The 19,669-nt window shown below is 46.6% G+C and carries 18 protein-coding genes; all 18 read left to right on the top strand.

Features of this window, described 5'->3' with window-relative positions; translation table 11 throughout:
- Window positions 1-30: 30 nt before the first annotated feature.
- The 18 genes from EPH95_RS13405 (at window position 31) to EPH95_RS13490 (ending at window position 19,642) form a co-directional block, all read left to right on the top strand.
- On the top strand, window positions 31-1,872 hold the full coding sequence (locus EPH95_RS13405) for an AMP-dependent synthetase/ligase (protein WP_142090569.1): 1,842 nt from the start codon (window positions 31-33) through the stop codon (window positions 1,870-1,872).
- Between the two features lie 309 nt (window positions 1,873-2,181).
- Window positions 2,182-3,954, top strand: coding sequence for an ABC1 kinase family protein (locus tag EPH95_RS13410; RefSeq protein WP_227003911.1), 1,773 nt, complete (start codon window positions 2,182-2,184; stop codon window positions 3,952-3,954).
- 25 nt (window positions 3,955-3,979) lie between these two features.
- Window positions 3,980-4,297, top strand: a complete 318-nt coding sequence (locus tag EPH95_RS13415) for a hypothetical protein (RefSeq protein WP_142090571.1) — start codon at window positions 3,980-3,982, stop codon at window positions 4,295-4,297.
- Between the two features lie 169 nt (window positions 4,298-4,466).
- The gene (locus EPH95_RS13420; RefSeq protein WP_193556976.1) at window positions 4,467-5,357 is read left to right on the top strand and encodes a DUF6230 family protein; all 891 of its coding nucleotides are present in this window, start codon (window positions 4,467-4,469) and stop codon (window positions 5,355-5,357) included.
- Between the two features lie 39 nt (window positions 5,358-5,396).
- A complete protein-coding gene (locus tag EPH95_RS13425; protein WP_142090572.1) occupies window positions 5,397-5,984 on the top strand; it encodes a DUF6230 family protein in 588 nt (195 codons plus the stop codon).
- 40 nt (window positions 5,985-6,024) lie between these two features.
- Window positions 6,025-6,525 carry a DUF6114 domain-containing protein gene (locus EPH95_RS13430; protein ID WP_227003912.1) on the top strand — a complete coding sequence of 167 codons (501 nt, stop codon included), beginning with the start codon at window positions 6,025-6,027 and terminating at the stop codon, window positions 6,523-6,525.
- Window positions 6,526-8,985, top strand: a complete 2,460-nt coding sequence (locus EPH95_RS13435) for a M23 family metallopeptidase (protein WP_142090573.1) — start codon at window positions 6,526-6,528, stop codon at window positions 8,983-8,985.
- Window positions 8,986-9,842: 857 nt separating this feature from the next.
- The gene (locus EPH95_RS13440) at window positions 9,843-11,762 is read left to right on the top strand and encodes an immunoglobulin-like domain-containing protein (RefSeq protein ID WP_142090574.1); all 1,920 of its coding nucleotides are present in this window, start codon (window positions 9,843-9,845) and stop codon (window positions 11,760-11,762) included.
- 12 nt (window positions 11,763-11,774) lie between these two features.
- Entirely contained in the window at window positions 11,775-12,404 is a 630-nt protein-coding gene (locus EPH95_RS13445) for a class D sortase (RefSeq protein ID WP_142090575.1), read from the top strand.
- Window positions 12,405-12,469: 65 nt separating this feature from the next.
- Window positions 12,470-12,799, top strand: coding sequence for a hypothetical protein (locus EPH95_RS13450; RefSeq protein WP_142090576.1), 330 nt, complete (start codon window positions 12,470-12,472; stop codon window positions 12,797-12,799).
- A 32-nt stretch (window positions 12,800-12,831) separates the two neighbouring features.
- Window positions 12,832-13,074 (top strand): hypothetical protein, encoded by a 243-nt coding sequence (locus EPH95_RS13455; RefSeq protein WP_160141770.1) that lies wholly within the window; start codon window positions 12,832-12,834, stop codon window positions 13,072-13,074.
- A gap of 26 nt (window positions 13,075-13,100) precedes the next feature.
- Entirely contained in the window at window positions 13,101-14,201 is a 1,101-nt protein-coding gene (locus EPH95_RS13460; RefSeq protein WP_142090578.1) for a Zn-dependent alcohol dehydrogenase, read from the top strand.
- Window positions 14,202-14,260: 59 nt separating this feature from the next.
- Window positions 14,261-15,031, top strand: a complete 771-nt coding sequence (locus EPH95_RS13465; protein ID WP_142090579.1) for an MBL fold metallo-hydrolase — start codon at window positions 14,261-14,263, stop codon at window positions 15,029-15,031.
- A gap of 15 nt (window positions 15,032-15,046) precedes the next feature.
- On the top strand, window positions 15,047-15,514 hold the full coding sequence (locus EPH95_RS13470; RefSeq protein WP_227003913.1) for a GNAT family N-acetyltransferase: 468 nt from the start codon (window positions 15,047-15,049) through the stop codon (window positions 15,512-15,514).
- A gap of 108 nt (window positions 15,515-15,622) precedes the next feature.
- Entirely contained in the window at window positions 15,623-17,143 is a 1,521-nt protein-coding gene (gene exaC / locus EPH95_RS13475) for an acetaldehyde dehydrogenase ExaC (protein WP_142090580.1), read from the top strand.
- 14 nt (window positions 17,144-17,157) lie between these two features.
- Window positions 17,158-17,523, top strand: coding sequence for a DUF779 domain-containing protein (locus EPH95_RS13480; RefSeq protein ID WP_142090581.1), 366 nt, complete (start codon window positions 17,158-17,160; stop codon window positions 17,521-17,523).
- A gap of 67 nt (window positions 17,524-17,590) precedes the next feature.
- Window positions 17,591-18,529: an MBL fold metallo-hydrolase gene (locus tag EPH95_RS13485; protein ID WP_142090582.1), complete on the top strand. Its 939-nt coding sequence runs from the start codon at window positions 17,591-17,593 to the stop codon at window positions 18,527-18,529.
- A 15-nt stretch (window positions 18,530-18,544) separates the two neighbouring features.
- Window positions 18,545-19,642 (top strand): PQQ-dependent sugar dehydrogenase, encoded by a 1,098-nt coding sequence (locus EPH95_RS13490; RefSeq protein ID WP_142090583.1) that lies wholly within the window; start codon window positions 18,545-18,547, stop codon window positions 19,640-19,642.
- Window positions 19,643-19,669 lie beyond the last annotated feature (27 nt).

Consider the following 19,669-nt stretch of genomic DNA (forward strand, 5'->3'; position numbering starts at 1 on the left):
CGTTTATCAAACACGTTTAGGGGGGATACCATGGATCCAAACAATTTGGTGGAAATGCTAAGCCAAACGGTCGAACGTTATCCGGACAAAGAAGCTTTAATGTGGAAACAGAATGGAAGCTACACCAGTATGACTTATCAAGGCTTCTGGGATCACATCAAAAACACTGCTTTTGGTTTGGCAAGTATAGGTGTGAAGCCGGATGATAAAGTTGCTATCTTAGCAAACAGCAATCCGAAGTGGGCGATTTCCGATTTTGCCATTGCCAGTTTAGGGGCAGTTAGTGTCCCGATTTATCCGACGCTTCCATCCAATCAGGTTTCATATGTCCTTGATAACGGGGATTGTACGGTTGCAATCGTCGAAAATGACGAACAATTGCAAAAGGTGAAGGATGGGGAAACGGAGACTCAGCATACGGTAGTTATGGACGATGCGAATGTAACACTCGGCAATAAAGTTTCTTCTTTTGACGCACTTGAAGAAAAAGGGGCTCGTAAACCACTGGAAAATTGGGAAGATCGTTGGAAAGAAATCCCCGAAGATCAGCTGATGACGATCATTCATACTTCCGGAACTACAGGACCTCCAAAAGGCGTGATGCTTAGTCACGAGAATTTTTTAAGTAATATGAAAGCGATTCAATTTTGGTTGATTGAATTAAAAGCGGAAGATGTTCATCTTTCCTACCTTCCGGTATCGCACGTTTTTGAACGTATGGCCGGTCACTATATGCCTCTGTTTGCCGGAACGACGATCGCTTACGCGGAAAGCATTGATACGATTCAGGAGAACATGCAAGAAGTAAAGCCGACGATCATGACGAGCGTTCCGAGACTTTTTGAAAAAGTGTACGCAAAAGTGGTGGAACAAATTGAATCCGGTTCGCCGGTGAAGCAAAAAATCTTCCGGTGGGCGCTTGGTGTAGGGGAGCAACGGTATGATTATTACATGAATACGCCTGTGCAAGAATTGTTGCTCAATAACCAAATGCCGAAAAAACTGCAGCGTAATTTGGCACTTGCCGATCGGTTGGTGTATCAAAAAATCAAGGAGCGTCTCGGGGGCAGAATGCGTGGAATGGTGACCGGGGGTGGAACACTGAATCCGGAGATTGCCAAGTTTTTCTGGTCCCTCGACATTCCGATTTTGGAAGGGTACGGTTTAACGGAAACTTCCCCGGTTGTTACGACGAATCCAATGTCAAGAGCCAAGGTGGGGACGACCGGCAAGCCGATTCCGAATGTAAAAGTACGTATTGCATCCGATGGAGAGGTGCTTGTCAAAGGGCCTAATGTGATGCAAGGGTATTACAAAAATAAGGAAGCGACGGATAAAGATATTGTAGACGGATGGTTCCATACCGGAGACATCGGGGCGCTTGATGAAGAAGGTTATTTAAAAATTGTGGACCGCAAAAAACGGATTCTCGTGTTGTCCACCGGGAAAAATGTGGCACCGGCACCGATTGAAAGCGTAATCAATGAAAGCCGTTATATCGAATTTGCCGCTGTGATAGGGGACGGCCGTAAGTATGTAACCGCGCTTGTTACCCCTGATATGGAGAATTTAGTTCCGTGGGCAAAAGATCAAGGGATCCAAACCGAATCGAGAGAGGAGTTGTGTGCACGTGATGACGTGCAAAAGCTGTTAAAGGATGAAGTTGCACGTCTAACGGAAACAGCCGCCGATTATGAGACGCCTAAAAAAGTGGTCGTTATTGGTGAAGAATGGACGGTCGAAGGCGGGGAATTAACGCCGAAATTATCACTCCGAATGAAAAATATAGAAGAGAAATATAGCAAAAGCATTGAAGAAGCGTACGGTGATGCGTCCATCTCTGCCAAAGAAGTAGCGGCAGAAGCGCAATAGCACTCCGATTTACCGGCAAGCAAGAAGATCAACACCTCAGATAGATCGGTGCGCGAAATGCGCACCGCATTCATCTGGTATGGACAAGCTGTGAATACAACGATGCGATTCGTCTATAGAACACCCCGTCATTTGTAGGGGGGATTATAAGAGTAGATCCGTCATATGTAGGATGTTCATCTACGGTTCTTACTGGTACATTATGTATAAGATAAGTGGATGTGCTTCTTTGAGCATCCCGGAAATGAAAGCGTTAACATAAAAGTGGATGATGGCGCTTCGCGGAAATGGGAGGAGGGAAATAAAGCAGTGGGAATTGCAAAAGAAGAACAGATATCGGGAAAGGAAAGTCAAAAAGAACGGGAAGCAAGAGTGACAGCCGTACGTCAGGACATTGAAAAAGAAAAGGCGATGATTACAAAAGGCAAAAGACGTCGAAAAATTGTATCTGTTTTTGCTAAACATGGGCTATCCTTTTTGCTTAAAGACACCGTGTTATGGAAAATGATGGGCAAGCAAAAACGAAGTCGCCAGGAAAATGAACATCTTCAGCAAATAGGGACGCGTTTGCGCGCTGCTTTTGAAGAACTGGGACCAACCTTCATTAAATTGGGTCAGGTCATGGTTACTCGTCAAGATCTTTTGCCACCTCCCATCACTCAAGAACTGGAAAAGCTATTGGATCAAGTGCCTCCAATTGGCTACGATTACATGGAATGTATCATTGAAGAAGAAATTCCCGAGGGCGTGGACATGTTTGAGTGGATTGACGAAGAACCTCTGGGATCTGCATCTTTGGCGCAAGTGTACAAAGCGGGACTTAAAGACGGAAAGACAGTAGCATTAAAAGTCGTTCGGCCGACAGTGGAAAAATTGTTTCAAACCGATATTAGCGTGATCAAAAAAATGACCGGTCTGTTGCAAAACCGTCTTTCCCCCGAATTGTCGGCTGCCGTTGATATAGGGTCATTGGTTCAAGATTATTACAGCAGCGCGATGGATGAATTGGACATGTTGGCAGAATCCCAAAAAATGAGGGAGATGACCAAATACCGGAAAACTGTGTCATACGTAGACCTTCCGAATGTTCATGACGCGACGAAAAACGTCTTAATCATGGAATATATTGACGGCTGGCTAATTAAAGATTTTCCCGTGGACTTCTTTACATTTGAAGAACGAACAAAGATTATGATCGACCTCGTTCATCTCTACATTCAAACCCTCATGGATGGGCATTATCATGCCGATGCCCACGGCTCGAACATCATGATCGACCGACATCGAAAAACAGCGGTAATCATCGACTGGGGAATGACTGGACGAATGGACAGTGTGTCCGCGCACGTTCTCATGAGAGTCATTATGCACATTCAGTCCAACCAAGCCGAAGACGTGGCGGAAGTATTCATGGAGTTAATGACCCCGACGATATACACCGATCCGGTGAAATTGAAAGATGAACTGCAAAGCCTTGCGTTGCATTACGTTAACACTGCCCAGGGAAGCGATCGTTACAACTACGGCCGCCTTGTGCTCGAGTCTACGGCGATCGGAATCAAAAACTACTGCAAGGCTCCAAATAGCCTTGCGTTGTGGGCGAAAGGGTTTTCTGCTACCGAGGGGGCGGCTCGCTGGATTGCCCCGGAAATCTCTTACGGAAAAGTCGTGGAAGCGTATGAAATTCCGATATTAAAAAGCATTCTCGGGAAACGGTTTAACTATCGAGCAAACGCGAGTTTAGTGGCGGAATCATCAAAAATGATGACAACGTTTCCGCGCCGCGCGACAAAAGTGATGGAGAATCTTGCGGAAAATAAGTTTCGCGTGAACATGCAGCTACTGCCGGATACCGTTATGCGCAATACGCTGAACCAAATTGCTAATCGCCTGGCTTTGGCTTTGATCACTGTTGCCATTATCGTATCGAGCGGTTTGATTATCGCGAGTGTGCCAAATGGCACTTTTCTGGGTATGAGCGCGGTGACGGTGGCGAATATCGGCTTGGTTTCTTCATTTCTTTTCATCCTTTTCATCTTGTGGCGTTTCATACGGACGCGAAAACATCGGTCATTGCTGTGAAAAATTGACGAAGGAGGTATTTGTAATGCCTGAAAAAGATGAGAACATGAGTATGCAAGAACGAATCGATTACTTTTACCGGCAGAGCGGCGGGCCCGACAGTCCGGAAATCGATCGTATTTTAAAAGAGCATTTGTTGAATGGCAAAGACCATGGAGTGCCGGGGCGGAAAGAAGAACCGAAGGACGCGTTTACGGAGGTCTTTCTCGGCGATCATTCTACCCAGCCAATTTTAATGGGCATCATGAAAATGCGTTTTGCCATGAAAGAACAGTGGGAAGCTTATTTAAACACAAAACAGATGGAACGGAACCAATGGGACAAAATGAAAAACATGAACTAAGTGATGGAAAAACAAAATGTCGCAGTATTTTTTGTCGATGGAACGTTCTTATGGAAAATGTAGTGCTAATGCCAAGTTATTATGATTAGATAATACGACAGTTGCAGGATGTGTTTTTAATTGAATGTATATTACAATAAATCTGACATGCTAGGAGGCAATAAAGGGGGTGGCCTATCAGTTGGAAGAAAATGAAACAATATCCTTTGGACGAACCGTGAAAAAGAGAGTTTGCGCAGCCCTTTTTGCTGGCTTTCTGCTCCTCGGCGGAATGGCGGCGACTTTGGGGATGAGTGGAAACGCCTTTGCCATGCCACTTGGCGGTATCGGGGACTTTACCGTAAGTTTCGATGAACTGGAAGGAGAAGGATTTACCCTTAATCCAAATATTGGTGAAACGGGGGATGCGGATGCTGCTCCTTTGGTTCGAAACCAAATTGACGAGGCCATCATCGATGGACTGCATATTTACAAGGACTTACCAATGCCGGGCGGTGATTGGATTCGAATTAACATTACTGCTTCCGAGCCTACAACCATTGAGGGGTTAATCCAAGATGCCCGTTTTATTGATGCCAATTTGGATTTTACCGACTTGGGCATTGAGCAGACGAATACATCCGACATGTCACCTGAGGAAGCATTCAGAGAAAATTGGACGCAAAATGCTGATACAGTAACAATCACAGACGGAGAAATTATCACTAGCTACTTATTCCAAAACATGGTTAGCCTGCAAGGGGCACAAATTTACATTGATTTTATTGAGGAACCTGACGGCGGAGATGCAGGTAGCTCGTCGGGAACAGAAGAAACCGGATCAGCGTCAACAACGTCCGGCAATGGCGGCGGCAGTTCCGTTGCCACGGGCGACAGTGATAGAGACGGAGAAGAAGCTCAAGCAGTAGCCGCAGGCGCTGGCAGCAGTGGAGATGGCGATTCCTCGGGTGGAGCACTTCCGTCAACCGCGGGGAATACCGTGGTAATGATTTTAATGGGTTTATTTGCAGCGGCGATTGGCACTGTATTTATTTTCAGGAAAAGAATCTTTGTATACTAAAACATGAAAATACGATTTGAAATGAAGAGGTGAGATGTTATGCAAGAAGAAACAGTAGCTGTTGGACGGACGGCCAAAAAGAAGTTTTGGACAGCGATCGCTGCCGGTTTTTTGGCATTTGGCGCGATGGTAGCTGTGTTCGGGATGAATATGACAGCGGTTGCAATGCCCCTCGGCGGAATGGGTGATTTCTATGTCGAGCTCGATGAACTTCAGGGTGAAGACTTTCATTTAGCGCCGCATATCGGAGAAACAGGGGAGGAAGATGAAGCTCCCATGGTTCGTAACGAAATAGGTAGCGTTGATATTACAAATTTACACATTTATAAAGATTTGAGAATGCCGGGAACGGAAAACTGGATCCGAATCAACATTACATCCCCGAACGTTTCCATTGATGGACTCATTCAAGATGCACGGCTCATCGATGCCGACTTGGACTTTGATAGCTTGGCAATCGAACAAAGCAATACTGATGAATTTACAGAAAACTGGACCCAGAATGCGGAAACGATCACAATTACAGATGCGAAAATTGTAACTGATTACCTTTTTCAAAGTGCCGTTAGCCTGGAAGGTGCAGAGATATCCGTTGAAGAAATTGATGAACCGGAAATGACCGAATAAAAAAGCGAATATCTACAAAGGTGAAAAGGGGGATACCGCCATGAACAGCAAAGAAGAAAGAATTCAAAAAAGGGAGCAAAAAGAACAGGAAAAATTGGAGAAACGACAAGCGAAAATGCAGGACGCCGGCAGGTTGAAACGTTGGAGGAACCGCAGGCCTTTCTGGGGAGCAACGCTTACGCTGCTCGCCGGAATAATGATTTTATACATTCCCCTTCATCTTTACGCCATTGCCTTTGCCCCCGGAAGCTGGGCATTTATCGGCTTTTTGTTCGGGGGACTCGTTGTTATCATAGGTTCGCTCGCGTATATATATCCGCAATTTTCCACCGTTTTTGGTGTGGTTACGATTTTCTTGTCCATCCTCTCCATTATGGGAGCGCTCGGTGGGTTTATCATTGGAACGGTCACAGGGATCATCGGCGGCGCCCTTTGTGTCGGCTGGCACATGGAAGAGGTTTCCGCTGATAAAGACCATGGAGGCGAAAAGAAAATGAAAAGAGCGAAAAAGGATGAAGGAACGGTTACGGCATCTCCATAAATGACGCTAAAATCGACAGGTTTAGGGGAATTGTATATGAAACACAATCGCAAACTTCATAAGTTTATCTTCAACATCAGCATGGTATTTGTTCTAATTATAGGCCTTTCCATCCCTTCACCTGTTTCGCAAAATGCCGTGGCGGAAGAGGAAGAAGATGACGAAGAGAATGGATTTTTGGTCGAAGCAGATCAAGTGGAAGGTACCATTGATATCATCGAGTTCTTAGGTGATCGAATAGATATGGATGAGGGAGAGCTTACGGGGCTGACCCTTACACAAGAATCAGTGTCGGCTGACGGAAGAACGCTCATCGTTAAAATCCATTCGGAAGGACCGGTGCCGGTTGAAAATTTAGAGGGCGAATTAATAGAAGCTGATGTCGACATTATTACAGGCCTTTGTGCTCCCAGCGAAATCGGTTGGCTCTGTTTGGAAGATGTCGAAATGGAGCTTAGTTCACAAGAAGCCGGATCGATATCACTACCGGACGCGACGGTTGAGACATGTTTCGAGGGAGAATGTGAAGGTGCGGGTGATGTCGACGGAACGAATTTAGAAGTGGATGATTTGGAGATTGAAGATGTGGATATAAATAACCTCAATGATTTATTGGATAACGTTGAAGAAATGGTTGAGGATGCACAGGGTATGCAACAGACGATCCAGGAAGAAGACCAGGTCAGCGCTGTAGAACAAGGGTTAAATGAGGCATGGGAACTCGTCGGACAACCTGATGATTTTTCCGAAGCAGCCGATAGAGTAAAAAATGCGCATGAAGAGTTGAATGAAAATGTAACGGATATGGGGTTAACCACCGCTAATGCGGATGACATCCTGAAGCAAATATCAAATCAGATTGAAATGTATGAGCAACGAATCGATGAGGAAGAGGAGGAATGGATGGAAGAGTTGGGGATCGAGCCCGAAGATTTTGAGGCTTATCTCGAAGAACTGGACTTAGAAGATGAGAATGTTGATGAAGAAGAGCTGCCGGATGTCGGTATCCGTGAATGGAGAGATGAGATCTCCGATCTTCAAGAGCGGATGTCCGAAACCAGTGAGGCTATTGAGGAATTAATGCAAGAGCACCAAGGATTGACAGAAGAGGTTGAAGGCTTCCGTACGGGTGCGGGGGAATTAGCGGAGACCGTGGAAGAATCAGATGAATATGCGGATGATCAACGAGAGGATATTTTTCAAGATTTGGATGTTGCTGAACCAGGCAAAACGGTAGAAAAGACAATCGACAGGATCGATGATGAACTGGAAGGAAATGAATCCAGGGAGCATACGGAGGAACTTGAGGAATTGACGGAAGAAGCAACCGAAGAAATCGAAGAATCGGGCATGTCGATAGAACTGGCTGAAGAAATTGGCGAAACAACACACGAAATTAATGAAAATATGGAAGAGGCGCTTGAGGAATCAAATGAAAACATGGTGCAGCATGAAGAAGAAATCGAGGTCATTGAGTCAAGGTTGAATGAATTATCCGAGAAGGTAGAAGTGCCTGAAGAATTAGCAGCGGAATATGAGATCAATGAATTGTCGGAGGAAGAACAAAACGAATACAGGCTCGACATGCAAGCCAATGTTTCCGAATGGGAAGACCAATATGCTCAATTGATGGAAGGTATAGGTGGTCATGACCTCCAAGCCTTATTGCAAGAAGAACAAGAAGATCTTCAAGTGCTTATGGATGAGTTGCAGGAATACGTTGAAGGGATGGAAGATGAACTTTCCGAAGAAGAGTTTAATGCTCTAATGGAAGGTTTGGACTTGGATGAAGCCATCCTTGAAGACGATGAAGAAGCAATTGAAGAGGAAGAGGATGAAGCATCTGAAGAAGATGAATCATCGGAAGGAAATGAAGAAGACATCCAGAAACAACAGGAAATCGCCGAACAGAATGAAATCGAGCGCCAAGAAGAGAACAGTGACGATTCCGACAATAATGGCAACGAAGATAGCAACGAGGACACTTCCGGCTCATCTGAATCGACAGATGCCGCCGCTATAGATAGTGCAAGTGAGGATGAATCAAGAGAGGAAGGAGAAGGAACGCTTGCCCGACCGGCAACGGGTGAGCTCTCGTCGTCATATGGAATGCGTAACGGTCGGATGCACAATGGCATTGACATTCCCGAAGCCGGTCGTTCAAATGTACCTATCGAAGCTGCGGAAGCAGGTGAAGTAAGCTACACCGGCTATATGAACGGGTTGGGGAACACGGTGATGGTGACCCATCAGATCGATGGTGAAACGATAACGACACTGTATGCCCACCTTTCTTCGATTGATGTTTCCGTCGGAGATACCGTTAACCGGGCAGAATCCATTGGCATCATGGGGAACACAGGCCGTTCAACAGGACCGCATGTTCACTTCGAGGTGCATGAAGGTGGCTGGGACGGCTCGGGCGTCAATTCGGTCAATCCAATGCCTTATCTCGAATAGATAGTAAATCATTGCGTCCGACGACTGATCGAGAGGGAAAGTATTTGTCATTCCTTTGCTGATTTCAAACAATTTATTGAACTTGAAATAAGTATAGTACTACAGCGAAAGATATCGTTGAACAAAGCATATGTTAGCTTTCTCATAGTCAAGAAAGCCAACAGACCATGGTGTGTTGGGTGCTGTTAAGAAGAATATTTAACAAGTTTCGCTGTAGTAATAGGGATTGCTGAACAACCATACACAAACAGATGATGTTTTACACAGTTCTGGAAAACAGCTCAAACTCCCCAAATTCAAACCATTTAGCAGATGTTTAACCTCTCGATCAAATTTATTTTGTGTCCATATTGATCCGACCAATACCAATGTGGGGGTGAGGTGCAAGGGTTTTGATCAATTTTTACAACTCTTTCATAGTCGACGAACCAGTTCATGTCGGGTAAAGTGCAAGTCCGGAAAGTGTCAGATTATATAGTAGAAGTACCAGATTATCTTCGGAAAGTGCCAGTATACGCTGGGAAAGTACCAGATTTTCGCTAAAAGGTCGTGAAAACGCATGGGCAATGATGAAAATGTTGATCTGTCCGTTGTATAACCCCCACAAATGTAGTGTATTGTTTTAAGATTATAAAAAAACCTACATTTGTAGGGATATATGAATCTAGGAAAGTTTATTACTATTAGAGAGAAGATACATAACATTGAACAAGTCACTCAAATTTCTGATTTTTTTATTTTGGTGATTTGTTCCGAAAAAAAGAGGGGGTGCTCTGTAAAAAGAAAAAGAAAGCTCTTTAAATGAAGAAAAGGAGGCGAAACAAATTCATAGTCTAGTTAAAAAAGCTTCACTTTCGATGTTAAGTATTCCACTGGTTTTTATGTACGCGAACAATAATGTAGTAAATGCTGAAACAGAGTCAGAATTCCAATATGATTGTGAATTAGATCTCACAGGTGATGATTTTACAATGCCTGTGACGATTGAAGCGAATGTACCGACAGAAGTAGATTCTGGAGAAGAGTTCATGTTGTCGGATACAACTGTAACGGTGGAGATTCCCGAAGAAATTGTTGAAACAGCAGGTGGGGTGACCGATAGCTTATCAGGTGAAGTAACGACGTTTACCATGACATCCGAGAATGAAGATTCAACAATCCATGTAGCAGATCCTCCAATTGCGATTCCTGATCAGGAACTTCCTGATGAAGGAACGTTAGAATTTACCGTTCCTGAAGGTGGAGTCGATGCGGGGCCAGTTACAGCCGGTGAGGATGGGGCAGTGACGTTATCTGCCGAAGAATTCGATGCTACACTGGACGCAGGTCTGCTTGATGTAAATGTGGATTGTGTACCACCAGAGGATAATGAGTTTGCTAGCATTGACATCGGCGAAGATGGAGACGATCCTGCTCCTGAACCTTCGATTGAATTGAATGGAGACGATCCGTTGGAGATTGACGTAGGCGAGGAGTTCGCAGACGTTGATCCGGGAGCGGAAGCAACGGATGAAGAAGACGGTGATTTAACGGATGATATTGACGTAGACACGGAAGACCTTGACACGAGCGAAGCTGGCGAGTATACGGTGACGTACAGTGTCGAGAACAGCGAAGGTGAGAGCGCATCCGTGGAACGTGAAGTCATCGTTATCGATGAAGAAGAGGATCCGGCTCCAGAACCCGAGATTGATCTAATCGGCGAAGATCCTTTAGAGATTGACGTAGGCGAGGATTTCGCAGACGTTGATCCGGGAGCGGAAGCAACGGAAGAGGAAGACGGCGATTTGACGGATGATATTGACGTAGACACGGGAGATCTTGACACGAGTGAACCTGGCGAGTATACGGTGACGTACAGTGTCGAGAACAGTGAAGGTGAGAGTGCATCCGTGGATCGCGAGGTCATCGTTATCGATGAAGAAGAGGATCCGGCTCCAGTGCCCGAGATTGATCTAATCGGCGGAGATCCTTTAGAGATCGGAGTAGGCACAGATTTTGATGAAGCCGATCCGGGAGCGGAAGCAACGGAAGAGGAAGAAGGCGATTTGACAGATGAGGTTGACGTAGACACGGGAAATCTTGACACGAGCGAACCTGGCGAGTATACGGTCACTTATAGCGTTGAAAATAGTGCTGGAGAAACAGCATCTGTGGAGCGCGAAGTCGTCGTAGTCGAGGAAGACGATCCGGAAGATCCTGTCGGATCAATCGAGCTGGAAGGCAATGAAGAGATGGAGCTCGAAGTCGGTGACGACTTTGACGACCCCGGTTTCACTGTTGTCGATGAAGAAGGAAATGAACTCGATGAAGTCGAGGTAACTGTCGAAGGAGAAGTAGACACTACTAAAACGGGTACAAACGAGCTTACGTATAGTGTTGAGAACAATGACGAGATAGATTCTGTTACGCGTACGGTAAATGTTGTCGATCCTGACGACGATGAAGATCCAGGCGCTGGAAACGGTTCCGGTGGACCTAATGGAGACAACGGATCTAACGGAAGTAATGGAACACCGGGCATAGGCAACGGAGATCGCGACAACGGCAGCAATGGATCGCCGGGCATAGGCAATGGTGACCATGACAACGGAGATCGCGACATAGGAAGTGAAAGCGGCACTTCTGACAGAGTTGGAAGCGATTTCATAACCAGTGATGAAGGCGGCGCATTGCCGGACACCGCGGGCAACACTCCGTTTTTCATTCTAGTTGGATCGTTATTAGCTATTGTCGGTGGAGCGCTTCTATTTAGAAGAAAACTATCACTCACGTAGGGTGGTCGAATCATGAGAAAACTTGGCATCGTTTTTATCATCATCGGATTGGTGATTGTATCCTGGTTTGGTTATGAACGCTGGATAGGCATGCAATCAGTCGAAGAATTTGAAGGGGATGTGGTTAGAGCATCTTCCGAGATGGAAGTGTCTCAAGAAAATCTGTCCCTCGATGAGGAAGGAGATCCTCCTCAAACAGAGACAACCCAAAATTATGAAGTTGGTGAAGGCGTTGCCGAACTTGTGATTCCGGAATTAAATAAAGCGTATGAAACGTATTGGGGACAGGATGAAGAAACTCTTTCCGGGGGTGTCGGTATGTATGACAGCGAATGGACGACAACCCCTGAGGAAGGAGGTCACACGGTATTATCCGGTCACAGGGATACTGTCTTTCAACCTGTGGGTGACTTGAATGAGGGAGATTCTCTTTATGTCACCTACGATGGTGTGGATTACGAATATGAAATCAAGGAGACCTGGATCACGGACAAAGATGATCGCTCTGTGATCGTAGAAAAAGAAGACCCGACACTTACGCTTACGACATGTTACCCGTTTGATTACTTCGGAGATGCTCCGGAACGTTATATTATTCAAGCGGAGCTCGTTAACGTCGGGGATCTTTTAAAAGAACGATAGAATGCGACAAATCACATGCTGCGGTTTGTAGTGTGTGCTTTTTATTTTTCATTGGGGGGATCAGCATGAGTGAAAACGAAAACATGAGCATGCAAGAACGGATTAATTATTTTTATAGGCAAAGCGGAGGACCCGGGAACCCGGAAATTGACCGTATCTTGGAAGAGCACTTAAAGAATGGAAAAGACCACGGTATCACAGGGAGAAAAGAAGAACCAAAAGATGCATTCATGGAAGTGTTCATGAATGATCACTCGATGAGGCCGCTGGCGATGGGAGCTATGAAAATGGGGTTTGATCTGAAGGATCGTTGGGAGGAATATGTAGATGCCCAAAAGCAACCCGACATCCAGCAACTCGTAGAAGCGTTAAGAAAAGAAGAAATAACCAAATGAGGAACGCAGAGGATGTTGTGCTCCTCCATGGGTTGGTCAATCGGCATCGCCCATTTTTAGATACATTGCTCAATATTTGGGGATCCGGGCATGTGTATATTATTTATACGAATGATTCCAATGAAGGAAAGAAAAAAGTTTACGACGGGAATGTTATTTACACAATTGGTCGTAATAATGGAACGGCTAAGGGTTCCGTCATTTGTCGGGGTGTTGTTCTATCTCCTATAAATGTCGGACTATTTTTTATTGAAAAAAATGATAAAATAGAATAATAGATCAGATTAGGGGGAGAAAGCAGATGAAAGCAGCAGTATTGCACAATTATGGAAAAGATTTAAAGGTGCAGGAAGTTGATTTGGAGGAGCCGCGCAAAGGGGAAGTTCGGGTGAAAATGAAAGCGGCCGGAATTTGTCACAGTGATCAGCATGTGATCGACGCCCACCTGCCGCTGCCGGTACCGATCGTGCTAGGGCATGAAGGTGCGGGGATTGTCGATACTGTCGGAGAAGGTGTCACCGGTGTAAAAGAAGGGGATCATGTGGCGTTAAATTGGGTGCCTTCCTGTGGCAAGTGCCATTATTGCCGAATCGGACGCCCCGATGTATGCGATGAGGCCTCGAAAACAGCGTTGATGGGAACGATGCTCGATGGAACGACCCGATTTTCCGTGGATGGAAAGAATGTGCATCAATTTCCACTGACAGGTACGTTTAGCGAATACACCATCGTACCAGAAAATGCAGCCGTTCCCGTGAATAAAGATGTTCCGTTCGAATTGGCGTCACTTGTTGGGTGCTGTGTCATCACCGGCGTAGGCGCGGTTATGAATACGGCAAAGGTTGAACCGGGAAGCACGGTAGCGGTGATCGGTGCCGGCGGAGTTGGATTTAATGCGATTCAAGGTGCCGCGTTAGCTGGAGCTAAACAGGTCATTGCCATTGATATGGTAGATGAAAAATTGGAAATGACAAAACAATTCGGAGCAACCCATACCATCAATGCCAAAGAACAAGATCCTGTCAAAAATGTTCTCGCCATGACAGAAGGACTTGGCGTCGATTATGCTTTTGAGGCTATTGGCAGCCCGGGTACGATTCAGAGTGCATATAACATGACAAAAAAAACGGGGACCGCGGTGGTCGTAGGTATTTCGGCTCCAAATGAAAGTGTTTCCGTCAATGCGTTCTCTTTACCTTCCCAATCAAAAACGTTGGTAGGTTCTTGGCTTGGACAAGGGAATCCACACGTAGATTATCCTAAACTGCTTGATCTGAATAGAGCAGGAAAATTAGAGCTGGAAGCGTTGGTCACGCAAACATACGCCCTTGAAGATGTGAACGAAGGCCTCGCCCAATTAAAATCAGGCCAAAACATACGCGGCGTTATTCGCTTTGACTAATCGATGTCGCCGGCTTGATTGTTAAATGGTATAATTAACCCAAAAAGGATGATTATTCAATGAATATCATACCATTGGGCGTTTGGGGCGCATACCCGCCGGCAAATGGCGCGACATCGGCGTTCCTGTTGGAAGAAGATGGCTTTCGTTGCCTCGTTGATTGTGGAAGTGGCGTCTTGTCATCATTGCAAAGCCATATCGATCTCCATGACCTTGATGCTCTCGTCATCACCCATTACCACCCGGACCATATCGCGGATGTCGGGGTTTTGCAGCATGGGGTGATGATTGAAACGTTATTGGAAAAGCGTGACCGACCGCTTCAAGTCTATGCCCATGCTAAAGATGAGGATAATTTTTCTCGCCTGCAGGACGGCAAATATATGAAAGCAACTGCTGTTTCTCCCGAACAAACAGAGAAGATTGGTCCTTGGCATGTCGATTTTTGTGAGACCGACCACCCTGTTTATTGCCTGGCTTTAAAATTCACGGACAAACACAACACATCGGTCGTGTTTACCGCTGATACAGCTTGGACACCCAATCTCCTCCCTTTTATTGAAGGAAGTGAAATGCTGATCAGCGAAGCGAGCACGTATCATCATATGATCGAGCAAATTCCTGGGCATTTGAGCGGAAGGCAAGCGGGACAATTAGCAAAGGAAACAGGTGTTAATCGTTTGCTACTCACCCATTTACCGAATTACGGAAATCCAACCGACCTCGTATCGGAAGCCGAAGGCGTGTTTTCAGGCGAAGTGACCCTTGCTGATCCCGCTCAGTCTTATTTCACTTTATTTTCCAATGGACCAAAGAAAGGGAACTTCTAGCCCGGAACAAGGACGGTGGAGCCTGTGGAGTATAAGGTTGAAGAATGTACGAACATCGAAGATATACCGATGCGCTTGTTGATGGACGCGGACCCCGAGGAAAAAATGATTGAGGCCTATATTCACCGTAGCCGAACTTTCTTAATGTATGATAAAGGAGAGGTCATTGGTGTCTACGTGCTCTTGGCCACTAGACCGAACACGGTGGAAATCATGAACATTGCCCTTACGAAAGCGATGCAAGGGAAAGGGCTCGGAGAACAACTTTTGCGGCATGCGCTCGAAACCTCTCGGAAACTTGGCTATCGAATCGTCGAAATAGGGACGGGGAGCACGGGGATGAGCCAACTCTATCTCTACCAGAAATGCGGATTTCGGATGGTCGGTGTGGAAGTGGATTATTTTCTGCGCAATTACAGCATGCCACTCTATGAAAACGGTCTGCGGATCCGTGATATGGTAAGACTATCGCGGAAGTTATAGATTTTTTCATTGTTTAATAAGGAAAGAAAACGGGTAACTAAATATAAGGTTTGCTTGCAATCCATTTGTAAGCGCATTCAATTTTTCACAATACAAGGAGGGCGCAATATGCACTACGCAAAACCGGGGACAACGAATGCTATCGTCCATTTCGAACGTCGCTATGATAACTTTATCGGTGGGGAATGGGTAGCTCCCGCGGACGGAGAATATTTTGAGAATGTAAGTCCGGTTGATGGGAAAGTATTCACGGAAATTGCCCGTTCTAAAGAAGCGGATGTGGATCGGGCGTTGGATGCCGCTCATGAAGCGAAGGAAGCATGGGGGGCGACTTCTGTTGCTGACCGTTCTCGTGTTTTGAACAAAATTGCCGATCGCATGGAAGAAAACTTGGAAAAACTTGCTGTTGCGGAAACATGGGATAACGGTAAACCGGTCCGAGAGGCACTGGCGGCGGACATCCCCAATGCCGTTGATCATTTTCGGTATTTTGCTAGTGTCATTCGTGCCCAGGAAGGCGGCATATCCCAAATTGACGAGGATACCGTTGCCTATCATTTTCATGAACCGCTCGGGGTGACCGGTCAAATTATCCCTTGGAACTTTCCGTTGCTCATGATGTCCTGGAAAGTAGCTCCTGCACTGGCGGCCGGAAATTGCACCGTGTTGAAGCCGGCGGAACAGACACCGGCGTCGATCAACATTTGGCTAGAGTTAGTACAGGATCTATTGCCGCCCGGTGTGCTTAATGTTGTTCAAGGGTTTGGTCTTGAGGCCGGAAAGCCGTTGGCCCAAAGCGATAAAGTCGATAAAGTCGCCTTTACCGGCGAGACAACGACAGGCCGGATGATTATGCAGTACGCGTCCGAGAATATTATTCCGGTAACATTGGAACTTGGCGGCAAATCCCCGAATGTCTTTTTTGCCGATGTCATGGACAAAGACGACGGTTACCTGGAGAAAGCAATCGAAGGATTTGTCATGTTTGCCCTTAATAACGGGGAGGTCTGCACTTGCCCTTCGCGGGCACTGATCGATGAATCCATTTACGATGAATTTATGGACCGTGCTTTGAAAAAGGTAAAAGAAATCAAAGGTGGCGATCCCCTGGATACGAACACGATGATCGGGGCGCAAGCGTCCGAAGAACAATTGGAAAAAATCCTTTCCTATTTTGACATTGCCAAGCAAGAAGGCGCGGAAGTTGTTGCCGGTGGCAATCGAAAAAAATATGAAGGGGACCAAGCCGAAGGGTATTACGTCGAGCCGACGATTTTCAAAGGACACAATAAAATGCGCGTGTTTCAAGAAGAAATTTTCGGTCCCGTCGTCTCCGTTACGACGTTCAACGGCCACGATGAAGCGTTAGAGATCGCGAACGATACACTATACGGTCTCGGCGCGGGTGTTTGGTCGCGCGACATGAACACGGCTTACCGTTTCGGCCGTGCCATTCAATCCGGACGGGTCTGGACAAATTGTTTCCACGTATATCCAGCACACGCGGCTTTCGGCGGTTATAAAAAATCCGGGATCGGGCGCGAGAATCACTTAATGATGCTCGGCCATTATCAACAAACGAAGAATCTGCTCGTAAGCTATAGCGAGGAACCGCAAGGATTGTTTTAAAAGGAGGCATTCGCATGGTTGAAAAAGTCCGTGCAACCGATGAAACGATTGCCCTCATTCGGAAACTGGAAAAGAAACATGGACCGCTGATTTTTCATCAATCGGGCGGTTGCTGTGACGGCAGTTCCCCGATGTGTTTCCCGAAAGATGAATTCAGAGTCGGTAAAAATGATATTTTCCTCGGCGAGATCGGCGGCACGCCGTTTTACATCGCGAAAGATCAATACGAGTATTGGAAGCACACCCAGCTTATCATTGATGTTGTAAAAGGCCGCGGCGGCATGTTTTCCGTCGAAGGGCCGGAAGGCGTCCGTTTTTTGCTCCGTTCCCGTGTGTTTACGAAAGAAGAACGAGAGGAATTGCAACTGTCAACGAATTAGAATTTTTGCCCGCCCGGGAGCAGGCTCCCGGGTATTTTGCATCTTAAGAAAGGACGGAAAAAACTAAATGCAGCCAGAGCTTGGAATTGAGACATTACGCTTGAACTTGCCGTTTCGATTGAACCACGTGAATGTTTTCTATGCGGAAGGTGAAAATGGATGGACGGTCATTGACGCAGGCCTACATAATGATGAAACGGTGGCGGTTTGGGATCCGATTTTACGGGATAAAAAAGTGGACCGTATTTTCGTGACCCATTATCATCCCGACCACTTCGGTTACGTCGGCGCTATGCAGGAGAAAACTGGCGCACGTGTATTTATGACGGAAACCGACGCCGAAGCGGGGAAACATGCATGGACGAGCGAATTTTTGGCTGAGATGCGAGCGTATTACGATCGCGCCGGCATTCCCGATCATCAGGCAGATGAGATGCGCGCGAATACGGAGGAGTTCGTGCCGCGGGTGGAGCCTCTGCCGACGATTGATCATTTTTTTCAAGAAGGGGAAAAAGTACAGATCGGGAAATATGAATATGAAGTGTTGTTTACGCCCGGGCATTCAGATGGTCTTATTGTATTTTTTAATCGTGAAAACAGCGTCTTGCTTTCAACTGATCATTTATTGCCGAAAATTACGCCAAACATCTCCTACTGGTTTCACGGGGACCAAAATCCGTTGAAATCGTACCTGCAATCATTGAAAAAGATTGAAAAGCTTGATGCTGAATATGTCATTCCTTCTCACGGCAAACCTTTTACCGGCGCCAATGCAAGGGCGAAAGAAATTCGTGATCATCATAGCGAGCGCCTGGAAACATTGCTTGGACATTTGGGCGAGCCGTCAACGGTTTATGATCTCTGTCAACATTTGTTCCCGAAAGTGCTGACGGTTCATGAGACGAGATTCGCCATTGGAGAAACGCTCGCCCACCTGGAATATCTTCGCTATGAAGGAGATTGCAAGCGGGAAGCGGAGAATGGCGTTTGGTATTATTCGCGCTAAGCGGGGGTGATTTTCATGAAAAAATACATGGTACTTGGTCTGAGCGCAGCGTTGGTCGGCTGTGCGCCCGAGGAAGAAGAGCCGGAGCCAGAGCCTGAGGAGTCCGGTGAACAGGAAGAAGCCGCGGATGAGGAAGAAGAGGAACCTGGTTTCGATGGCGAAGATTATGAGGAACTCGCCACAGATCTCGAAGCGCCCTGGTCGCTTGCAAAAACCGACGATGATGAATTTTTTATTACGGAACGCGCGGGTGCGATCGTTCACTTTGACGGGGAAGACGTCACGCGTGAAGATATCGAACTAAACGAAGCGATTTGGGATGAAGGAGAAGGCGGCCTTCTCGGGATGGCGCTTGATCCGGAGAGTGACGAATCCGGGGTCGTTTATCACACGTACGAAGATGAGGAAGACGAGGTGCTAAACCGGATCGTTGCCATTGAACGTGACGATGATGGTTGGCAAGAAACCGACGTACTCCTCGATGAGATTCCCGGTGATACCATTCATAATGGCGGACGTTTGGCGATCGGCCCCGATGATCATTTGTATGCCACGACCGGGGACGCTGATGTAGAGGAATTATCCCAGGATGCCGAAAGCCTTGCCGGTAATATTTTACGCATGGAACTGGACGGTTCGGTTCCGGAAGACAACCCTTTCGATGATTCTTACGTGTACTCGTACGGGCATCGCAATGCCCAAGGCATCGATTGGTCGGATGATGAACGGATGTTCAGTTCGGAACACGGACCTACCGCCCAAGATGAGGTGAACGAGATTGAAGCCGGCAACAATTACGGCTGGCCCGAGATCACCGGGGACGAAGAGGCGGAAGACATGGAGTCTCCAGTTTTTGAATCCGGCGATGACACATGGGCGCCATCCGGCGCGGCATTCGTAGGAGAAAACGACTTTTACGTCGCCGGGCTTGCCGGTGAAGAATTACTGCGTTTTGATGTGGAGGAAGACGAAATGGACACGGTGCTCGAAGATGAAGGGCGCCTGCGGGACGTTCTTTTTGACGGCGATGATCTTTATGTGCTCACGAACAATACGGACGGACGCGGGGATCCGGGAGAAGATGATGATCGGTTGTTGCGGTTGGCGGATTGATGGACGTTATAGAAGAGAGGGGAAATG

This window comes from Salicibibacter halophilus (genome assembly GCF_006740705.1).
Lineage (GTDB): Bacteria > Bacillota > Bacilli > Bacillales > Marinococcaceae > Salicibibacter > Salicibibacter halophilus.